This is a genomic window from Streptomyces sp. AC550_RSS872 (assembly GCF_019049285.1).
Lineage (GTDB): Bacteria > Actinomycetota > Actinomycetes > Streptomycetales > Streptomycetaceae > Streptomyces.
Map to the genome: position 1 here is coordinate 23,828 of NZ_JAGMUL010000050.1, position 17,212 is coordinate 41,039.

The following is a 17,212-nucleotide window of genomic DNA, read 5'->3' on the forward strand; positions in this document are numbered from 1 at the left end:
GACCCGGCGGCTCCGCGCAAGGACGCCCTCCTATGAACCGCCGTCGACCCTCACCTGGCCCTCCTCGTCGATGCGGACCGCCACGTCGCTCCACTCGAAGTCGAAGTCACCGTCGGTGCACGAGAAACTGAGGCTCTGGCAGTAGTGGCCGGTGTCCCGGCCGGGCTCGGCGGTGAAGATCTTCGGGAGTCTGTCGCAGCGCGGTTCCTCCGGGGCCGAGAGGCTGTCCGGCCCGTTCTTCCCGGCCTCCCAGGCGAACCAGTCGTAGACCTCCTGGGCGAGCACCACGGTGCGCAACGGCCGGGCGGTGTACTGGTAGTCGATGGCGAAGGGCGTGCCCAGGCCCTGCGGGACGGCGTTGGTGATCTTCACCTGCCAGGGCACCTCGACGCCCTCGTAAGTGACGGTGCAGCGCGTGGTGTCCCCCACCTCCAGGGCTAGCTCCCCGCCCTCGCACCGGCCGGGCTCGATCTCGCCCAGCTCGCCCACCATGTCGAGTGTCCTGTGCTGCAAGTCGTACAGCGCCTGCGCGGTGGGGCCGGCGTCGCGGTCGGGGCGAGGGGGCAGCGCGGCCGTCGCCTCGCGTCCGCCCAGCCCGGGATGCCGCTCGCTGGGCCGGATCCGCACGGGCCGCTTCTCGCCCTCGATCGGGAAGCTCTTCGGCCGATCCTCCCAGCCGCAGCCGGGCACGTCCTCGCTGCAACCGCTCATCAGCACCACGGCCGCCGCCACCCCCGGGATCACCGCTCGCCTCATCCTCTGGGACTCCCCCCGCGCCGGGCGTTCGTGCGGCGACGCACAGGTGCGCGTCGCCGCACGAACGTACCCGCCCTACTTCGGGACCCCACCCGCCAAGTGACGCTCCGCGAAGTCCAGTTCCAGCCGGACCTGTCTGATCCGCTCGTCCACCACCAGCGAGCCGTGCCCCGCGTCGTACCGGTACACCTCGTGCACCGCCCCGCGGGCCTCAAGGCGCTTCACGTAGTTGTCGACCTGGCGGATGGGGCAGCGCGGGTCGTTCACGCCCGCCGAGATGTAGACCGGGGCCTTCACCTGGTCGACGTAGGTCAGCGGCGATGACGCCTCGAAGCGCTCCGGGACCTCCTCGGGGGTGCCGCCCAGGAGGGTGCGGTCCATGGCCTTCAGCGCCTCCATCTCGTCGTGGTACGCGGTGACGTAGTCGGCGACCGGGACCGCGGCGATGCCCAGCGTCCACGCATCGGGCTGGGTGCCGAGGCCGAGCAGGGTGAGGTAGCCGCCCCACGAACCGCCGGTCAGGATCAGCCGGGCCGGGTCGGCCAGGCCGGACGTCACCGCCCATTCCCGGACCGCCGCGATGTCCTCCAGCTCGATCAGCCCGACCCGGTGCTTGAGCGCGTCCGTCCAGGCACGCCCGTAGCCCGTCGAGCCGCGGTAGTTGACCCGCACCACCGCGTACCCGTGGTCCACCCAGGCCGCCGGGCCCGCCGCGAACGCGTCGCTGTCGTGCCAGGTCGGGCCGCCGTGGATGTCGAACACGGTCGGCAGCGGGCCCTCGGCGCCGGCCGGCCGCTGCACCAGCGCGTGGATGCGGCCGCCCGGGCCCTCCACCCACACGTCCTCCACCGGGACCGAGCCGGGGGACTTCAGACCGGGCGGATCCAGCACCACCCGCCCCGTCGTCGAGCGCACCGCCGACGGCTGCGCCGCCGACGACCACAGGTACTCCACGCTGCCGTCCGGGCGGGCCGTCGCCCCCGACACGGACCCGGCCGGAGTCGGGACGCGCACCAGCTCGCGCCGGGCCAGGTCGTACCGGAACAGCTCGCTGCGGGCCTCGAAGCTGTGCACGATCAGCAGCCCGGCCCCGTCCGGATACCACTCCGCGCTGACGTCACCCGGCAGCTCCAGCGCGAGGTCCGTCTCCTCCCCTGTCGCCACGTCCCACACCAGCGGCTCCCAGCGGCCGCGTCGCTGGTGCCCGATGAGCAGCCGCGCGTCGCCGGTCACCGGGGCGAAACCGAGGACCTCAAGGCCCAGTTCCTCGGTGCCGCCCTTGGTGTCGTCGAGTTCGGCGACCGCGCTGCCGTCGGGGCGCAGGACGCGCAGCGCCGAGTGCATCGCGTCGCCGTGCTCGGTGTGCTCGACGGCGATCAGCGTGCCGTCGTGCGAGAGGTCACCGACGCCCGCGGACTCGCGGTGCCGGTAGATCTCCACCGGGGGTTCGCCGATGCGGGCCACATGGATCGTCGTGCCGTCCTCGTCCGTCGAGCGGCCCACGATCGCCGTACGGCCGTCCCGGCCCAGGGCGAGGCCCGCCGGGTACGAGGGGTCCAGGCCCGGCGCCGCGAGCTCGTCCTCACCGCCGGTGAACGGCTGGCGGCGCCACACGCCGAACTCGTCGCCGTCCTTGTCGTCGAACCACCAGATCCACGCGCCGTCCGGGGAGAGCACGCCGTCCGTCGTGCCGTTCTGCCGGTCGGTCACCTGGCGCTGCTCGCCCGTCGAACGGTCCCAGGCGTACAGCTCGTACGTCCCTGTGGCGTTCGACACGAACAGGGAGCGGTCCGGGGCGTCCTCCGCCCAGTCGGGCAGCGACACCCGGGGCGCCCGGAAGCGCTTCTCCCAGTCCGGCATGTCCTTGTCCGCAATGGCCTTGTCCTGCATGTGGTGATCCCGCGAATCGGACCCGTGGCTCTCAGTCATGGCCCCATAGTGCCTGGCCCTGCCGACAATCCGCTGGCGAGGCCCCCAGCCTGTGGATAACTCCGCAGCCGTGCGTTCAGCGCCCCCTCCGCCCCTACCCGTCCCATCCCTTGAAGGGGCTCCGCCCCTTCGCCCCCGCTGGGGGCTGCGCCCCCAGACCCCGCCATCGGCCCGAAGGGCCTCGTCCTCAAACGCCGGACGGGCTGAAAGTGCCTGGCCCGGCGTTGAGAGTGGCGGTCCGGCATCGCCCCAAAAGGGCGCGGGGAACTGCGCGACCAGCCCCCTACGGCGGGGTCGTCGCGCACACGGCGTCAGCCACAGCGGCGCGGGCGAGACGCGTCCAGCCTCCCCCTACGGGCTGACCCCGCAGCCCTGCCCTCCGCAGGAGCCCCGTACCGTGGAGAGCGTGTACCGGTTTCTGCTGACGCCCCGTTGGTGGGGGATCAACGTCTTCGTGCTGCTCGCCATCCCCTTCTGTGTGTTCATGGGGTCCTGGCAGCTGAGCCGGTTCGAGGCGCGGGTGCAGGACCATCGCACGGCCGGTGAGCTGGCCGAGAAGGCCGAGACCGAGGCGCCCCGTCCGCTCGCCGAGCTGCTGCCGGTGGACAAGGCGACATCGGGCAGGCAGGCCACCGCGAGCGGACGGTACGGCAAGCAGTTGCTCGTGCCGGGCCGGGAGCTGGACGCCCGGCAGGGCTACTACGTCCTGACGCTGCTGCACACCGACGAGGGCAAGGCCCTGCCGGTGGTGCGGGGATGGCTGCCGGGCGACGCCGACCGGGCCGAGGCCCCCGCCGCACCGACCGGCGAGGTCACGGTCACCGGCGCGCTCCAGGCATCCGAGGTGCCCGGCGAGAACGGCGTGCCGGCGCGTGGCGGCCTGCCCTCCGGCCAGACGGCGGCGATCAGCGCGGCGACGCTGGTGAACCTGGTGCCGTACGACGTGTACGACGCCTGGATCACCCTCGACAAGGCCGACTCGGGTATGAAGCCGGTCCCGGCGGCCGCCGCCAGTGACACCGGCCTCGACCTGAAGGCGTTCCAGAACCTCGGCTACACCGGCGAGTGGTTCGTCTTCGCGGGCTTCGTGGTCTTCATGTGGTTCCGTCTGCTGCGCCGCGAGGTGGAGTCCCTGCGGGACGCGGAACTGGGGCTGCTGCCGGACGGGGAGCCCAGCGCAGGGCCGGCGGCGCAGGAGAAGGCCAACGCCTGAACGGAGCGCCGGGAGCGCCTAACGCCCAGCCGAGCCGCGCGCCCTCACACTCCCTGAAGCACGCCCGTCCAGTACACGACGCCCGCACACGCGTTGGACACCACCACCGAAGCCGTCGGCGCCCCCGCCTCCGCGGTGAGGGAGATGGTGACGCTGCCGTCGGCCGTGGTGTCCTCCGTCATCAACTGGGTGGAGGTGCCGGTGTCACCGCCCGTGGAGGTGCCCTCCGTCGTGCCGGTGGTGTTCTCGGTCGGGGTCGGGGTGGGCGACGGGTCGGGGCCGCCCGTGCCGCCGCCGTTGTCCGTACCCGTCGTGGGGCAGGTCGCCGACGGGACCCAGGCGAACTTGACCTGGTAGGACTCGCCGGGCTTGAGGGCGAGGGCGGTGAGCTCCTGGGACGGGTCGGGCAGGCTGACCGCCGCGTCCCCGGCGACATTCCGGGCCTGGGAGATCTTCGAGCCGTCCGCCGCTCCGCCCGCGACCAGGTTCACCGAGCCCGGGCCGCTCACCGAGCAGTCGGCGGGTGAGACGTTGCTGAAGGTGAACGTGCCGTAGACCGTGCCGGAGGAGTCGGGGAGGTCGGTGGTCCCACCGGAGGTGCCGAGCTGCTCGGCGGTGCAGGCGGCGACGCCGGCCGGGCTGGTCGCCAAGGGGTCGGTCGGGCTTCCGGAGCCGGCACCCGGACCGGTGCTGGCGCCGGTGCCCTTGTCCTCGTCCTTCTCGCTCCCCTTGCCCTTGTCCTCGGCCTTGCCCGAGGTACCGCCGGACGTGCTCTCGCCGCCCTCCGTCTCCTTGCCCTGCCCGGAGCCGCCCTGCGCCTGCTCGCCATGGCCGGCGTTCGACGAGTTGACGTTGGAGCCGGTGGAGTTGGAGACGTGCACCAGGGCCGGGACGGCGGTGCCGACGAAGAGCACCGCGGCCGCCGCGCCGACGAGCGCCTGCCGCTTGCGCGCCCGCCGCGCGGGCACCGCCCTGCGCAGATGGTCCAGCGTGCCCTCGCGCGGCTCGATCTCCTCGACCGCGTGGTGCAGCATGCGGCGCAGTGCCAGCTCGTCCGAGTCGAACCCCTCGGGGCCCTGGTCGTCGGGGCCGTGGTTCACAGTTCCGTTCCCAGCGTGCGATTGCTTCGGCTGTTGCTTGTCCGGCCGCCCGGCTGACTCGGAGCTCCCCCACTCCCCGAAGGGCGTGGGGGGATCCCCGGAGGGCTCATGAGGGACGCGCGGTTCACGCCGCTCGTCATGGTCCCCGCTCATGCCGGCGCCTCCATGGCGACCCGCAGCGCGGCGATGCCGCGCGAGCCGTATGCCTTCACCGAGCCCAGCGAGATGCCGAGCGTCTCGGCGACCTGCGACTCGGTCATGTCCGCGAAGTACCTGAGGACCAGCACCTCGCGCTGCCGGCGCTGGAGACCCTTCATCGCCTTGATGAGGGAGTCCCGCTCCAGCTGGTCGTACGCCCCCTCCTCCGCGCTCGCCATGTCGGGCATCGGCTTGGACAGCAGCTTCAGGCCGAGTATGCGGCGGCGCAGGGCGGAGCGGGAGAGATTGACGACGGTCTGGCGGAGGTATGCCAGCGTCTTCTCCGGGTCCCGGACGCGCTTGCGCGCGGAGTGGACGCGGATGAACGCCTCCTGGACGACGTCCTCGCAGGAGGCGGTGTCGTCGAGGAGGAGCGCCGCGAGACCCAGCAGCGAGCGGTAGTGGGCCCGGTAGGTCTCGGTGAGGTGGTCGACGGTCGTGCCGGCCGCCGCGGCGCTCTCGGCCTCGGCACCGTCACGCTGACTGGGTATGCGGGCGGGCCGCGCTGCGGGCATGGGCGCGATCACCGGCATGCCGCCGGGCGCACCGGGCATGCGGGGTCGGACGGGCCGGCGGGGCGGCCGTAGGGCCGTGCCGCGGGTCGCCGCGCTGAAGTCGAGTACCTCTGCCACGCCTGTTGGACACGCGTCCCCTCGTGAGGGTTGTACGTGCCGGACGTCACTTTTGCGTCAGTCGCGACAGTCGGCCCTCCGGCCACCGCGACCGAGACTCTCGCGCCAGGCAGCACAGCTGACCGTGCGTCAAACGCCCACATGCCTACCCGCTCTTCCCTTATGTCCCATATGGCCAGAGCGTCCCCACGCCCTGCCCATTCGGCGTCCCCACGCCAGAAAAAACGCGTCTTCACGCCCCCTGAAGGCGACCGCAAAGACGCTCCCCGCCCTGCAAGCGGTTGCAGGGCGGGGAGGAAAATCTTCAACTGCCGACAGTGTCCGGTTCAAGTGGTCCGGACCATCGATCGGCTCACACTTTTCACACAGATCCTACAAACGATTCCGTCGGAGCCCAGAAGATTTCCGGCACCACCTGGGGCTGAGGGCCGGTGGACAGGCTCCTCACCGGAACTCCCCCGCCACGAGCTCCGCGATCTGCGCGGTGTTGAGGGCCGCGCCCTTGCGCAGATTGTCGCCGCAGACGAAGAGTTCGAGCGCCGTCGGATCGTCGAGCGCGCGCCGCACCCGGCCGACCCAGGTCGGATCCGTACCCACCACGTCGGCGGGCGTCGGGAACTCACCGGCGTCCGGGTCGTCGTACAGCACGACCCCCGGCGCGGTGGCCAGGATCTCGCGCGCCTTGGCGACCGTGACCTCGCCCTCGAAACGGGCGTGCACGGTCAGCGAGTGCCCGGTCAGCACCGGCACCCGTACACACGTCACCGCGACCGGCAGCTGCGGCAGCCCGAGGATCTTGCGGGACTCGTCCCGCACCTTCATCTCCTCCGACGACCAGCCGTCCTCGCGCAGCGACCCGGCCCACGGCACCACGTTCAGCGCGACCGGCTCGGGGAACGGCCCCGTCCGGTCGCCGACGGCCCGCCGTACGTCACCGGGGCTGGTCCCCAGCTCCGTACCGGCGACCAGGGACAGCTGGCGGCGCAGCGTCTCCACGCCGGCCCGCCCGGCCCCGCTCACCGCCTGGTACGAGGAGACCACCAGGGAGCGCAGCCCGAACTCCGCGTGCAGCGCGCCCAGCGCCACGATCATCGAGAGGGTCGTGCAGTTCGGGTTGGCGACGATGCCGCGCGGCCGCATCCGGACCGCGTGCGGATTGACCTCGGGGACGACGAGGGGCACCTCCCGGTCCATACGGAAGGCGCCCGAGTTGTCCACCACCACCGCGCCCTTGGCGGCGGCGATCGGCGCCCAGCGGGCGGCCACCTCGTCGGGGACGTCGAACATCGCGATGTCGACCCCGGCGAAGGCCTCCTCGGTGAGCGCCACCACCTCGACCTCCTCCCCGCGCACGGCCAGCTTGCGGCCGGCCGAGCGCGGCGAGGCGATCAGACGGATCTCACCCCAGATGTCCGCGCGCTGGGACAGGATCTGGAGCATGACCGAGCCGACGGCTCCGGTCGCTCCCACGACCGCGAGCGTCGGGCGGTGCGTCATCGCCCGGTGCCTCCGTACACCACGGCCTCGTCGCTGTCGGAGTCCAGGCCGAAGGCGGAGTGCACGGCGCGGACGGCCTCGTTGACGTCGTCGGCACGGGTGACGACCGAGATACGGATCTCGGAGGTCGAGATCAGCTCGATGTTCACGCCCGCGTCGGAGAGCGCCTTGAAGAAGTCGGCCGTGACGCCCGGGTTGGTCTTCATACCGGCGCCGACCAGGGAGATCTTGCCGATCTGGTCGTCGTAGCGCAGCGAGTCGAAGCCGATGCCGCCCTTGTTCTTCTCCAGGGCGTCGATGGCCTTGCGGCCCTCGGACTTCGGCAGCGTGAAGGAGATGTCCGTCAGACCGGTGGACGCGGCGGACACGTTCTGCACGATCATGTCGATGTTGATCTCGGCGTCGGAGATCGCGCGGAAGATCGCGGCGGCCTCGCCCGGCTTGTCCGGCACACCGACGACCGTGACCTTGGCCTCGGAGGTGTCGTGCGCGACACCGGAGATGATGGCCTGCTCCACGTGCTTGTCCCCTTGATCGATCGGCTCGCTGCTGACCCACGTGCCCTGAAGCCCGCTGAAGCTGGACCGGACGTGGATCGGGATGTTGTAACGACGGGCGTACTCCACACAGCGGTGGAGCAGCACCTTCGAGCCGGACGCGGCCAGCTCCAGCATGTCCTCGAAGGCGATCCAGTCGATCTTCTTCGCCTTCTTGACCACGCGCGGGTCGGCGGTGAACACGCCGTCGACGTCGGTGTAGATCTCGCACACCTCGGCGTCGAGGGCGGCGGCCAGCGCCACGGCGGTGGTGTCCGACCCGCCACGCCCGAGGGTGGTGATGTCCTTCGAGTCCTGGCTCACGCCCTGGAACCCGGCGACGATGGCGATGTTGCCCTCGTCGACGGAGGTGCGGATCCGGCCCGGGGTGACATCGATGATCCGGGCTTTGTTGTGGACCGAGTCGGTGATGACACCTGCCTGGCTGCCGGTGAACGACTGGGCCGAGTGGCCCAGGTTTTTGATCGCCATGGCCAGCAGGGCCATGGAGATCCGCTCTCCCGCGGTCAGCAGCATGTCGAGCTCGCGCCCGGCAGGCATCGGGGAAACCTGCTCGGCGAGATCGATCAGCTCGTCCGTCGTGTCGCCCATCGCGGAAACCACGGCGACCACCTGGTGGCCGTTCTTCTTGGCTTCCACGATCCGCTTGGCGACGCGCTTGATGCCCTCGGCATCGGCTACGGAGGAGCCTCCGTACTTCTGCACGACAAGGCCCACGTGCGCTCCTCGCTCAGTCCGTGTGTGTCGGCTCAGTTTACCGAGCGTCCGAATTCGACCTTGGGGTTCCCAGATGGTGAGATTCGGGCGCTCGGAGTCGTGTCTGCCCGGTCGGGGGTGGGGCAATCGGTTTAGTGGTGCAGGTCACTCGGGGCGACGCAGGCATACGCCGACCCCGACGCGGGCCGCGTGGCCCGCAGCGCGAAATCGGCCATTGACGCTCTCCGTAGCCGAACGCTAACTTCGCGTCGTCGTCGCTACACCAGGGGCACAAGGCTCCATCGGGACTCGCGACGCGAAGGATTCTCCTCCTTTGACGACTGTGACCGCTACAGAGATCCAGCACGTCACGCAAGCCGAATCGGAAGCCGGAACGGTCCCCCCGGCCGGCCTTTTCAAGATCCAGCCCTTCACGGAGCACTGCGAAGTCATCCGCGCCGCGGGCGACCACGCCGTCATCGGCGTCTCGCCCGGCAACAGCTACTTCTCCGCCCCCCGCGTCCACGACCTGGCGCGCTGGGGCCTCGCCCTCTTCGAGCGGGTCGACTTCGTCTACACGGACCTGTACGTGGCCGAGATGTACGCGGCGTCCGGCTATCCACCCGACGACGCGCGCCGCAAGGCGGTGAAGAACCTGCGCGGGGTACGGGCCAAGGTGCTGGGCGCCGTCCAGGCCGTCGACCCCGGCGGCACCCGCCTCCACGCCCACGCCATGTCCGACTTCCGCGGCAACCCGGCCTACCGCGAGATCCACGACCGCCTCCAGGCCCGCCTCGCCACCGACGACGAGTTCCGCACGACCTGCGAGAAGCTCGTCGACTCCTTCCTGGCCGGCAGGGCAGGACGCGCGACCGCCGCCCAGCGCGAGGTCTGCCTGGCCTACGTCTGCGCCGAGGCCCCTCTCTTCCTGGACACCCCCGCCATCCTCGGCGTCCCGTCCTCCCTCAACTGCTACCACCAGCTCCTGCCGATGGCCGAGCTGCTCTACTCCCGCGGCGCCGGTCTGCGCGCCTCCCGCAACCAGGGCCACGCCATCGTGACGCCGGCCGGGGGAACCGACACGGAGGGACCGGACACCCATGTCCACTGACACACTCCCGCTCATCGACTTCCCGTTCTCCTGGCGCGGCGACCAACTCCCCGACGAGGTGGAGGAGTCGCGTACCCGCACCCCCGTGCGCCGGGTCCGCACCATCGCCGGCGACGAGGCCTGGCTCGTGTCGTCGTACGACCTGTGCAAGCAGGTCCTCGAAGACCCGCGCTTCAGCCTGAAGGACACCTCGGCCCCGGGCGTGCCCCGCCAGTACGCGCTGACGATCCCGCCCGAGGTCGTCAACAACATGGGCAACATCACCGGCGCCGGGCTGCGCAAGGCCGTCCTGAAGGCGCTGAACCCGAAGAGCCCGGGCCTCGCGGAGTGGATGCGCTCCTACGCCGCCGAACTCGTCGACGGGCTGCTCCGCGAGGGCGCCCCGGCGGATCTGCGCGGCGGCTTCGCCGACCCGTACTCGGCGGGCATGCACTGCACGATCCTCGGCATCCCGCAGCAGGACGCGCCCGGCCTGATGCGCAGCCTGGACATCGCGTTCATGAACTCGGCCTGCCCCGTCGCGGGCGCCCGGCTCAACTGGGACCGGGACATCGCGTACATGGCCGAGCGGCTCGACGACCCGGCGACGACGGGTCTGATGGCCGAGCTCGCCGCCCTGCGCGCGGACCCCGAGTACGGCCACCTCACCGACGAGATGCTCGCGACGGTGGGGGTGACGATGTTCGGCGCGGGCGTCATCTCCACCTCGGGCTTCCTGACCATGGCACTGGTCTCCCTCATCCAGCACCCCGACCTGCACGCCCGCCTCCTCGCCGACCGCACCCTGGTCCCCGCCGCCGTGGACGAGCTGCTGCGCATCAACCTGTCCATCGGGGACGGACTGCCGAGGCTGGCGACGCAGGACGTACTCCTCGGAGAAGTGGAGGTGAAGGCGGGCGACCTGGTCCTGGTCCTCGTCGAGGGCGCCAACTTCGACCCGGCCGCCTTCCCCGACCCGCACACGGTCGACCTGGGCCGCGAGAACTCCACGGCCCACCTCTCCTTCGGCGGCGGCCGCCACTACTGCCCCGCCACCGCCCTCGGCCGCAGGCACGCCGAGATCGCCCTGGAGACCCTGCTGGAGCGGATGCCCGGGCTGCGGCTCGCGGTGCCGATCGAGCAGCTGGTGTGGCGGACGGGCTTCATGAAGCGGATCCCGGAGCGGCTGCCGATCATGTGGTAGCGACCGAGTAGCAGTCGGACAGTACTCGGACCGCACTCGGACAGCGTCCGTTTTGGTCGCATATCGCCTGTTCACGGGCTCGGCGTCCGGACGTCTTTAAAGTTCAACCACTAGGGTGCGCCTGTGCGTGTACTCCTGGTGGAAGACGACGAACCGGTCGCCGAGTCGCTCCGGCGCGGACTGCTGCGCTACGGCTTCGAGGTGGCCTGGGTCACCACGGGCGCCGCGGCGCTCAGCCACGCCGAGCCCTGCGACGTCGTACTGCTCGATCTCGGCCTGCCCGACACCGACGGTCTCGACGTCTGCAAGGCGCTGCGTGAACGCGGCGATGTACCGATCATCGTGATCAGCGCGCGCAGCGACGAGACGGACCGGGTGGTCGGGCTGGAGCTCGGCGCCGACGACTACGTCTCGAAGCCGTTCGGGGTGCGCGAGGTCATCGCGCGGATACGAGCGGTCATGCGCCGGATGCAGCCCCGTGCGGCCGCCGCCGAGGCCGGCCCGGACCGTTACGGCCCCCGCCTGACCATCGACCGCAAGGCGGCCCGCGTCCGCCTGGACGGCGAGGAGGTGGCCCTGGCGCCCAAGGAGTACGACCTGCTGGCCTTCCTCACCGAGGAGCCCGGGGCGCTGATGTCGCGCGAGCAGATCATGGAGGCGGTCTGGGACGCCAACTGGTTCGGCCCGACGAAGACGCTGGACGTCCATGTGGCGGCGCTGCGGCGGAAGCTGGCGGGGGCGATCACGATCGAGGCGGTGCGGGGGGTCGGATTCCGGCTTGAGCTCGACAAGGGTGACCGGGGCAACGGCGGTACCGGCGCGTCATGATCCGTCAGCTCACCCGTAGTTACGTCGCGCTCGTCGCCGGCGCCGTCGCCCTGTTCACCGTCCCCGTGGCCTTCTCTCTCACGGACCAGCTGCGGGGAGACACCGCGGCTTCCGTCCGGCGGGAGGCCGACACCATGGCCCTGCTGCTCGGCAACGGGAACCCGCCGTCCTGCTCGGCGCTGGACGAGATGGCCAAGGCTTACGCCGGCCAGACACCCGGCGAGGTCGAGGTGACAGCGCGCTGCGAAACACGCCTGCCGAGCCCGAAGCAGGACGAGGCCCTGACCAAGGCCCTGGAGACGGGCGATCCCACGACCGACTGGGGCTCGTCCTTCATCTGGGGGCCGGAGCTGAAGATCACGGTGGCCGCCCGCGAGAGTACGACGGAGCTCGACGGCCGCAACAGGGGCCCGGTCGTCGGCGCCGTCCGCATCGTGTACAACACCAGCACTCTGACCGACCGGCTGTGGACGATCTGGGGCTTCCGCGCCGGCCTCGCGGTGGCCGTCCTCGTCGTGGCCGCCGTCGTCGGCGCCGGCGTGGCCCGTCGGCTCACCCGACCGCTGCGCCAGCTCAACGACACGGCGAGCCGGTTCAGCGACGGCGACCTGACGGCCCGCTCCCCCGTGACGGGCCCGAAGGAGACACAGACCCTCGCCCGTACGCTCAACCAGGCGGGCGAGCGGCTGGACACGCTGATCGCCGCGCAGCGCATCTTCGTGGCCGACGCCTCGCATCAACTCCGCACTCCTCTCACCGCGTTGCGGCTGTCGCTGGACAACATCTCCGACGGCGTGGACGACGAGTTCGTCAAGGAGGACGTGGAGCAGGCGACGGCCGAGGTGGTCCGGATGAGCCGCCTGGTCAACGGCCTGCTGGTGCTGGCGCGGGCGGAGGCGAAGGTGACGGTGGCGGAGCCGCTGCCCCTGCTGGACATCGTGCGGGAGCGGCTGGACGTGTGGAGGCCGGCCGCCGACGAGCGTGGAGTCACCATCACGCTCAGGGGGAGTGCCGACGGCCGGCTGCTTGCGCTGACCAGCCCCGGTCAGCTGGAGCAGGTGCTGGACAACGTGCTCTCGAACGCCCTGGAGGTGTCACCGGACGGCGGCACGATCACCGTCCGGGTGGAGCCGAGGGGCGAGGAGGTGGTCCTGTCGGTGGACGACGAGGGGCCCGGTATGTCGGACGCGGAGAAGTCCCGCGCCTTCGACCGCTTCTGGCGCGGTCAGGGCCTGACCGGGAAGGCCGGCTCCGGCCTCGGCCTCGCCGTCGTCAAGCAACTGGTGACCGACGACGGCGGGACGGTGGCCCTGGGCGACGCTCCCGGGGGCGGGCTGTCCGTACGGATCAGCCTTCGGGCATCAACGAGGAGTGGTGGTTGACGATCTTCCACTCCCCGTCCCGCTTCTCCCACTCGTAGGTGTAGCGGGCCTTGGCGATGCTCTTCTTGCCGGTGTCGTGGTCGGTGAGCGCGAACTCGTAGACACCCGCGTCCAGCACCGAGTTCGAGTCGAGGACGTTGATGTGCGTCTCGATCTTCTTGCCCACCGGCTTGTTCGCCAGGAAGTGCTCGAAGTAGTCGACACGGCTCTCGCGGTCGGCACGGACCTGGTTGGAGAGGGTCGGCAGCAGGACCGCGTCGTCCCAGTAGAGGTCGGCGACCTTCTCCGGGTCCTGGGTCTTCAGCGCCGCGTTCCACTCGTCGAACAGGGCGGCCACCTGCTTCTTGGTGGGCTTCGCCGCCTTCTCCGGCCCGGCGACGGCGCCACCTGCGGCAAAGGTGCCGACGGCGACGAGGGCGGCAGCGGTGACGACGGCCACGCGCTTGCTTATGGAACGACGGGTCATCGCGAACTCCCGGTGCTGTGCGGTCGGATGGGGCTCCCTCCGCTTTCCGTGTTCTCTGCGGTGGAGGTGACTCCAGATTCCCGTGACACCGGTTAGGGCCCATGCAAGGCAGATACAGGGCCGAGCCAGCACGTACCCAATTCACGCCGCGCGACCGCCCGGTCACACCACGTTCCCGGCGCCCGGGTTCACACCCTCCCCCCGAACAACGCCACCAACCCCTGGTCCAGCTCCGCCCCCACCGTCTCCTCCCCCGGTGCGAGCACGGTGTAGGTGCGGGCCAGGAAGCGGTACAGGTCCGTGGTCGCGAACCGGAGCACGGCCGTGCCCTCCGGCGTGTGGAACTCCACGTACGTGTGGGCCGACCCGCACGGCCGGACCCGTACGCTGCCGGGCCCGGCCGGGGCGTTCAGGCCCTCGCTCAGCAGGGCGCGGGCGAAGGTCCAGGTCGTGACCTCGCCGTCGAGCGTGACGTGGGGCGGGAAGTCGAGGTGCACGGCCAGGGGGTCGGCCGAGGTGTAGCGGAGGGTGGCGGGTATCGCGATGTCCTTGTCCGCGGCGGTGACCAGACGGGCGCCGGTCGGCTGCTCCAGGGTGACGTGCATGGTCGGGCTCCGATTCGAGGGGCGGGGGCACCGGCCAGGGGGCGGCCGTTGTGCGGGGGGCGCCTGTGAGACCGGCCGAGGGGCGCGCGCATTACGCCACTTCAGAAGCCTCTTTCTGTAACCTGCGTCACCTTCCGCCCCACCCGCGCCCCTCGGATGATCCGCACGGCTACGGTCCCCGGATGGAGATCTTGCGATACGTGGCCTTCAGCAGCGATCCCGCGGGTGGCAACCCGGCGGGGGTGGTGCTCGACGCCACCGGTGTCGACGACAAGACGATGCTGGCGACGGCGGCCGACGTCGGCTACTCGGAGTCGGCGTTCGTGGTGCCCGCCGCCGACGGCACGCTGGACGTCCGCTACTTCAGCCCGCTGGCCGAGGTGCCGTTCTGCGGCCACGCGACGATCGCGACGGCCGTCGCCTACGCGGAACGCCACGGCACCGGCCGCCTGCGACTGCGTACCCAGGCCGGCCCGGTCACCGTCACGACCGACCGGACGGCGGACGGTGCCGTGGTGGCGACCCTGGTGAGCGTGGCGCCGCGGTCGGAGCCGATCGCGGCGGCCGACCTGGCCGAACTGCTGACGATCCTCGACTGGTCCGCCGCGGACCTGGACCCCGCGCTGCCGCCGCGCGTGGCCTTCGCCGGGAACCGGCACCCGATCCTCGCCGCCTCGACGCGGGAGCGACTGGCCGGCCTGGACTACGACATGCCCGCGCTCGCCGCCCTCATGGCCCGCGAGGACTGGACCACCGTCGACCTGGTCTGGCGGGAGTCCGCCACGGTGTTCCACGCCCGTAACCCGTTCCCGCCCGGCGGCGTGGTCGAGGACCCGGCCACGGGCGCGGCGGCGGCCGCGTTCGGCGGCTATCTGCGGGAGCTCCGACTCGTCGCCCCGCCCGCCACCCTGACGATCCATCAGGGCGCGGACATGGGCAGGCCGAGCACGATCACGGTGACGGTACCGGCGGAGCCGGACACGGGCATCGGCGTAACCGGCGCGGCCGTACGGATCTGACGAGGCCGACGGTCTGACGAGGCTTGAGGCTGATGGCCGGGCGGTCTGGCGGTCTGGCGGATCGAACGGATCCGCGCTACTGCCGCTGCGCGGGCCGCATTCCCAGCGGGCCCCCGATCTCCTCCGCCATGACCTTGCCCGCCTCGAACTCCAGCGTCTCGTCGCCCATCATGCCCTGGTCCGTGTCCAGGCCGTCCAGTTCCTCCAGGGGCTGGTTCAGGCGGACGTGGGCCAGGACCGAGTGCAGGGCGCGCAGGGTCGCGGACGCCGTCGTGCCCCAGTTGGAGAAGTACGAGAACTGCCACCACCACAGGGCCTCCGTGGTGCGGCCGGCGCGGTAGTGGGCCATGCCGTGGCGGAGGTCGGTGATGACGTCGGCGAGGTCGTCGGAGATCCGGGCCGGGACCGGGGCCTTGCGCGGCTCGTAGGGGTCGAAGACCTCCGAGTAGACGTCCACCGGGTCCAGCAGGCGGGCGAGGTTCTCGCGGAGTTCGTCGACGTCCGGCTCCGGGCCCAGGTCGGGCTCGTAGCGCTCGTCGGGGACGATGTCCTCGTGTGCGCCCAGCCGGCCGCCGGCCAGGAGGAGTTGGGAGACCTCCAGGAGGAGGAAGGGCACGGTCGAGCCCGGCTCGTCGCCCTTCGCGACCTCCGTGACGGCGACCAGGAAGCTCTCGATCTGGTCCGAGATCTGGACCGCGAAGTCGTCCGGGTCCGGCTCGGTCGCGTGCAGCGTGGCGTCAGACATCTAGGAGTCGTCTCCCCTCGAAGGCGCGGCCGAGGGTGACCTCGTCCGCGTATTCCAGGTCGCCACCCACCGGGAGGCCGCTGGCCAGGCGGGTGACCTTCAGGCCCATGGGCTTGATCATGCGTGCGAGGTACGTGGCCGTGGCCTCGCCCTCGAGATTCGGATCGGTGGCCAGGATCAGCTCCGTGACCGTCCCGTCGGCCAACCGCGCGAGAAGTTCTCGTATACGCAGGTCGTCCGGTCCGACACCCTCGATGGGGCTGATCGCTCCGCCGAGGACGTGGTAACGGCCGCGGAACTCGCGGGTCCGCTCGATCGCCACGACGTCCTTGGGCTCCTCGACCACGCAGATCACCGCCGGGTCACGGCGCGTGTCCCGGCAGATGTTGCACAGCTCCTCCTGCGCGACATTGCCGCACGTCGCGCAGAAGCGGACCTTCGCCTTGACCTCCATGAGGGCCTGGGCGAGACGCCGTACGTCCGTCGGTTCCGCCTGGAGGATGTGGAAGGCGATCCGCTGCGCGCTCTTGGGACCGACGCCGGGCAGCCGCCCCAGCTCGTCGATGAGGTCCTGGACCACGCCTTCGTACAACGGACTGCCGTCCTTCCTGGGGTTCCTTACGGTACGTACGGTAGTTGGCGGCGGCCCCTCTTAGAAAGACAACCGGACAACGCCTGGAACGTCGCGACGTCAGAACGGCAGACCGGGGATACCGCTGCCGCCGCCGAGACCCTGGGCCAGCGGACCGAGCTTCTGCTGCTGGAGCGTCTGCGCGTTCTCGTTGGCCGCCTGTACGGCCGCGATGACCAGGTCGGCGAGGGTCTCGGTGTCGTCCGGGTCCACCGCCTTCGGGTCGATCCTGAGCGCCCTGAGTTCACCGGAACCCGTCACGGTGGCCTTCACCAGGCCGCCGCCCGCCTGGCCCTCGACCTCCGTCTGAGCCAGTTCCTCCTGCGCCCTCGCCAGGTCCTGCTGCATCTTCTGGGCCTGCTGGAGCAGCTGCTGCATGTTGGGCTGGCCACCACCGGGGATCACGATCAGCTCCTTGCGTAGGACGGGTTCTGTACGGGGTTTCCGCTCGGCTTTCCCGTTCAGCACGAGCCTACGTGGTCCGGGCAGCCGTCGCCGCAGCACTCTTTCGAGTGAGAGGAACAGGCGTCCTATATCTGACCAAGACCTGCTCAAGACCCTCTTCTGGGCGGAAAAGAGGCGAAAGGCATCTCTTCGCCACCCATTGGGCGGTAGGAAGGGTCCGGCGCGTCAGCCTCAGGTGTGGCGGGACGTTCCGTGCGCC

General features: G+C 70.9%; 17 protein-coding genes. 6 read left to right on the forward strand and 11 right to left on the reverse strand.

Annotation, left to right across the window (positions count from 1 at the left end):
- Nucleotides 1-30 precede the first annotated feature (30 nt).
- Together KUM44_RS21180 and KUM44_RS21185 are read right to left on the reverse strand one after the other, a co-directional pair.
- On the reverse strand, nucleotides 31-756 hold the full coding sequence (locus KUM44_RS21180) for a hypothetical protein (RefSeq protein ID WP_217209844.1): 726 nt from the start codon (nucleotides 754-756) through the stop codon (nucleotides 31-33).
- A gap of 75 nt (nucleotides 757-831) precedes the next feature.
- A complete protein-coding gene (locus KUM44_RS21185; RefSeq protein WP_217209845.1) occupies nucleotides 832-2,685 on the reverse strand; it encodes a prolyl oligopeptidase family serine peptidase in 1,854 nt (617 codons plus the stop codon).
- Nucleotides 2,686-3,091: 406 nt separating this feature from the next.
- Between KUM44_RS21185 and KUM44_RS21190 the strand changes: the two genes are divergently transcribed.
- Complete coding sequence (locus KUM44_RS21190; protein ID WP_217210053.1) at nucleotides 3,092-3,898, forward strand: SURF1 family protein; 807 nt, start codon at nucleotides 3,092-3,094, stop codon at nucleotides 3,896-3,898.
- A 44-nt stretch (nucleotides 3,899-3,942) separates the two neighbouring features.
- On the opposite strand, the gene KUM44_RS21195 is transcribed toward KUM44_RS21190, so the two are convergent.
- From KUM44_RS21195 to KUM44_RS21210, 4 genes are all read right to left on the reverse strand, one after another.
- Nucleotides 3,943-4,998 (reverse strand): hypothetical protein, encoded by a 1,056-nt coding sequence (locus KUM44_RS21195; RefSeq protein ID WP_217209846.1) that lies wholly within the window; start codon nucleotides 4,996-4,998, stop codon nucleotides 3,943-3,945.
- Nucleotides 4,999-5,147: 149 nt separating this feature from the next.
- Nucleotides 5,148-5,828 (reverse strand): SigE family RNA polymerase sigma factor, encoded by a 681-nt coding sequence (locus KUM44_RS21200; RefSeq protein ID WP_217209848.1) that lies wholly within the window; start codon nucleotides 5,826-5,828, stop codon nucleotides 5,148-5,150.
- A 444-nt stretch (nucleotides 5,829-6,272) separates the two neighbouring features.
- Nucleotides 6,273-7,325: an aspartate-semialdehyde dehydrogenase gene (locus KUM44_RS21205; RefSeq protein WP_217209850.1), complete on the reverse strand. Its 1,053-nt coding sequence runs from the start codon at nucleotides 7,323-7,325 to the stop codon at nucleotides 6,273-6,275.
- Nucleotides 7,322-8,599, reverse strand: a complete 1,278-nt coding sequence (locus tag KUM44_RS21210) for an aspartate kinase (RefSeq protein WP_217209852.1) — start codon at nucleotides 8,597-8,599, stop codon at nucleotides 7,322-7,324. Before KUM44_RS21210 ends, KUM44_RS21205 begins: the two co-directional genes overlap by 4 nt.
- A gap of 322 nt (nucleotides 8,600-8,921) precedes the next feature.
- Between KUM44_RS21210 and KUM44_RS21215 the strand changes: the two genes are divergently transcribed.
- The 4 genes from KUM44_RS21215 (at nucleotide 8,922) to KUM44_RS21230 (ending at nucleotide 13,082) form a co-directional block, all read left to right on the forward strand.
- Entirely contained in the window at nucleotides 8,922-9,689 is a 768-nt protein-coding gene (locus KUM44_RS21215; protein WP_217210055.1) for a tRNA-dependent cyclodipeptide synthase, read from the forward strand.
- Nucleotides 9,679-10,872, forward strand: a complete 1,194-nt coding sequence (locus tag KUM44_RS21220; protein ID WP_217209854.1) for a cytochrome P450 — start codon at nucleotides 9,679-9,681, stop codon at nucleotides 10,870-10,872. Before KUM44_RS21215 ends, KUM44_RS21220 begins: the two co-directional genes overlap by 11 nt.
- A 123-nt stretch (nucleotides 10,873-10,995) precedes the next feature.
- Nucleotides 10,996-11,700, forward strand: coding sequence for a response regulator transcription factor (locus tag KUM44_RS21225; RefSeq protein WP_217209856.1), 705 nt, complete (start codon nucleotides 10,996-10,998; stop codon nucleotides 11,698-11,700).
- Nucleotides 11,697-13,082, forward strand: coding sequence for a HAMP domain-containing sensor histidine kinase (locus tag KUM44_RS21230; RefSeq protein WP_217209858.1), 1,386 nt, complete (start codon nucleotides 11,697-11,699; stop codon nucleotides 13,080-13,082). Before KUM44_RS21225 ends, KUM44_RS21230 begins: the two co-directional genes overlap by 4 nt.
- Here KUM44_RS21230 and KUM44_RS21235 read toward each other — a convergent pair.
- Together KUM44_RS21235 and KUM44_RS21240 are read right to left on the reverse strand one after the other, a co-directional pair.
- Nucleotides 13,048-13,548 (reverse strand): SgcJ/EcaC family oxidoreductase, encoded by a 501-nt coding sequence (locus KUM44_RS21235; RefSeq protein WP_217209860.1) that lies wholly within the window; start codon nucleotides 13,546-13,548, stop codon nucleotides 13,048-13,050. The genes KUM44_RS21230 and KUM44_RS21235 overlap by 35 nt on opposite strands.
- Nucleotides 13,549-13,736: 188 nt before the next feature.
- Entirely contained in the window at nucleotides 13,737-14,153 is a 417-nt protein-coding gene (locus tag KUM44_RS21240) for an SsgA family sporulation/cell division regulator (protein WP_217209862.1), read from the reverse strand.
- Between the two features lie 182 nt (nucleotides 14,154-14,335).
- Between KUM44_RS21240 and KUM44_RS21245 the strand changes: the two genes are divergently transcribed.
- On the forward strand, nucleotides 14,336-15,172 hold the full coding sequence (locus KUM44_RS21245; protein ID WP_217209864.1) for a PhzF family phenazine biosynthesis protein: 837 nt from the start codon (nucleotides 14,336-14,338) through the stop codon (nucleotides 15,170-15,172).
- A gap of 76 nt (nucleotides 15,173-15,248) precedes the next feature.
- Here the strand turns inward: KUM44_RS21245 and KUM44_RS21250 are convergent, their stop codons facing one another.
- From KUM44_RS21250 to KUM44_RS21260, 3 genes are all read right to left on the reverse strand, one after another.
- Nucleotides 15,249-15,917 (reverse strand): DUF5063 domain-containing protein, encoded by a 669-nt coding sequence (locus KUM44_RS21250; RefSeq protein WP_217209865.1) that lies wholly within the window; start codon nucleotides 15,915-15,917, stop codon nucleotides 15,249-15,251.
- On the reverse strand, nucleotides 15,910-16,509 hold the full coding sequence (recR, locus tag KUM44_RS21255; RefSeq protein WP_030053254.1) for a recombination mediator RecR: 600 nt from the start codon (nucleotides 16,507-16,509) through the stop codon (nucleotides 15,910-15,912). The genes KUM44_RS21250 and recR overlap by 8 nt, the downstream gene beginning before the upstream one ends.
- 99 nt (nucleotides 16,510-16,608) lie before the next feature.
- Nucleotides 16,609-16,953 carry a YbaB/EbfC family nucleoid-associated protein gene (locus KUM44_RS21260; RefSeq protein ID WP_217209866.1) on the reverse strand — a complete coding sequence of 115 codons (345 nt, stop codon included), beginning with the start codon at nucleotides 16,951-16,953 and terminating at the stop codon, nucleotides 16,609-16,611.
- Between the last annotated feature and the right edge of the window lie 259 nt (nucleotides 16,954-17,212).

What these genes read in the sequence shown, in the direction of transcription:
- KUM44_RS21180 (WP_217209844.1), bottom strand. Translation starts at nt 756, where the DNA reads ATGAGGCGAGCGGTGATCCCGGGGGTGGCGGCGGCCGTGGTGCTGATG.
- KUM44_RS21185 (WP_217209845.1), bottom strand. Translation starts at nt 2,685, where the DNA reads ATGACTGAGAGCCACGGGTCCGATTCGCGGGATCACCACATGCAGGAC.
- KUM44_RS21205 (WP_217209850.1), bottom strand. Translation starts at nt 7,325, where the DNA reads ATGACGCACCGCCCGACGCTCGCGGTCGTGGGAGCGACCGGAGCCGTC.
- KUM44_RS21220 (WP_217209854.1), top strand. Translation starts at nt 9,679, where the DNA reads ATGTCCACTGACACACTCCCGCTCATCGACTTCCCGTTCTCCTGGCGC.
- KUM44_RS21230 (WP_217209858.1), top strand. Translation starts at nt 11,697, where the DNA reads ATGATCCGTCAGCTCACCCGTAGTTACGTCGCGCTCGTCGCCGGCGCC.
- KUM44_RS21235 (WP_217209860.1), bottom strand. Translation starts at nt 13,548, where the DNA reads ATGACCCGTCGTTCCATAAGCAAGCGCGTGGCCGTCGTCACCGCTGCC.
- KUM44_RS21240 (WP_217209862.1), bottom strand. Translation starts at nt 14,153, where the DNA reads ATGCACGTCACCCTGGAGCAGCCGACCGGCGCCCGTCTGGTCACCGCC.
- KUM44_RS21245 (WP_217209864.1), top strand. Translation starts at nt 14,336, where the DNA reads ATGGAGATCTTGCGATACGTGGCCTTCAGCAGCGATCCCGCGGGTGGC.
- KUM44_RS21250 (WP_217209865.1), bottom strand. Translation starts at nt 15,917, where the DNA reads ATGTCTGACGCCACGCTGCACGCGACCGAGCCGGACCCGGACGACTTC.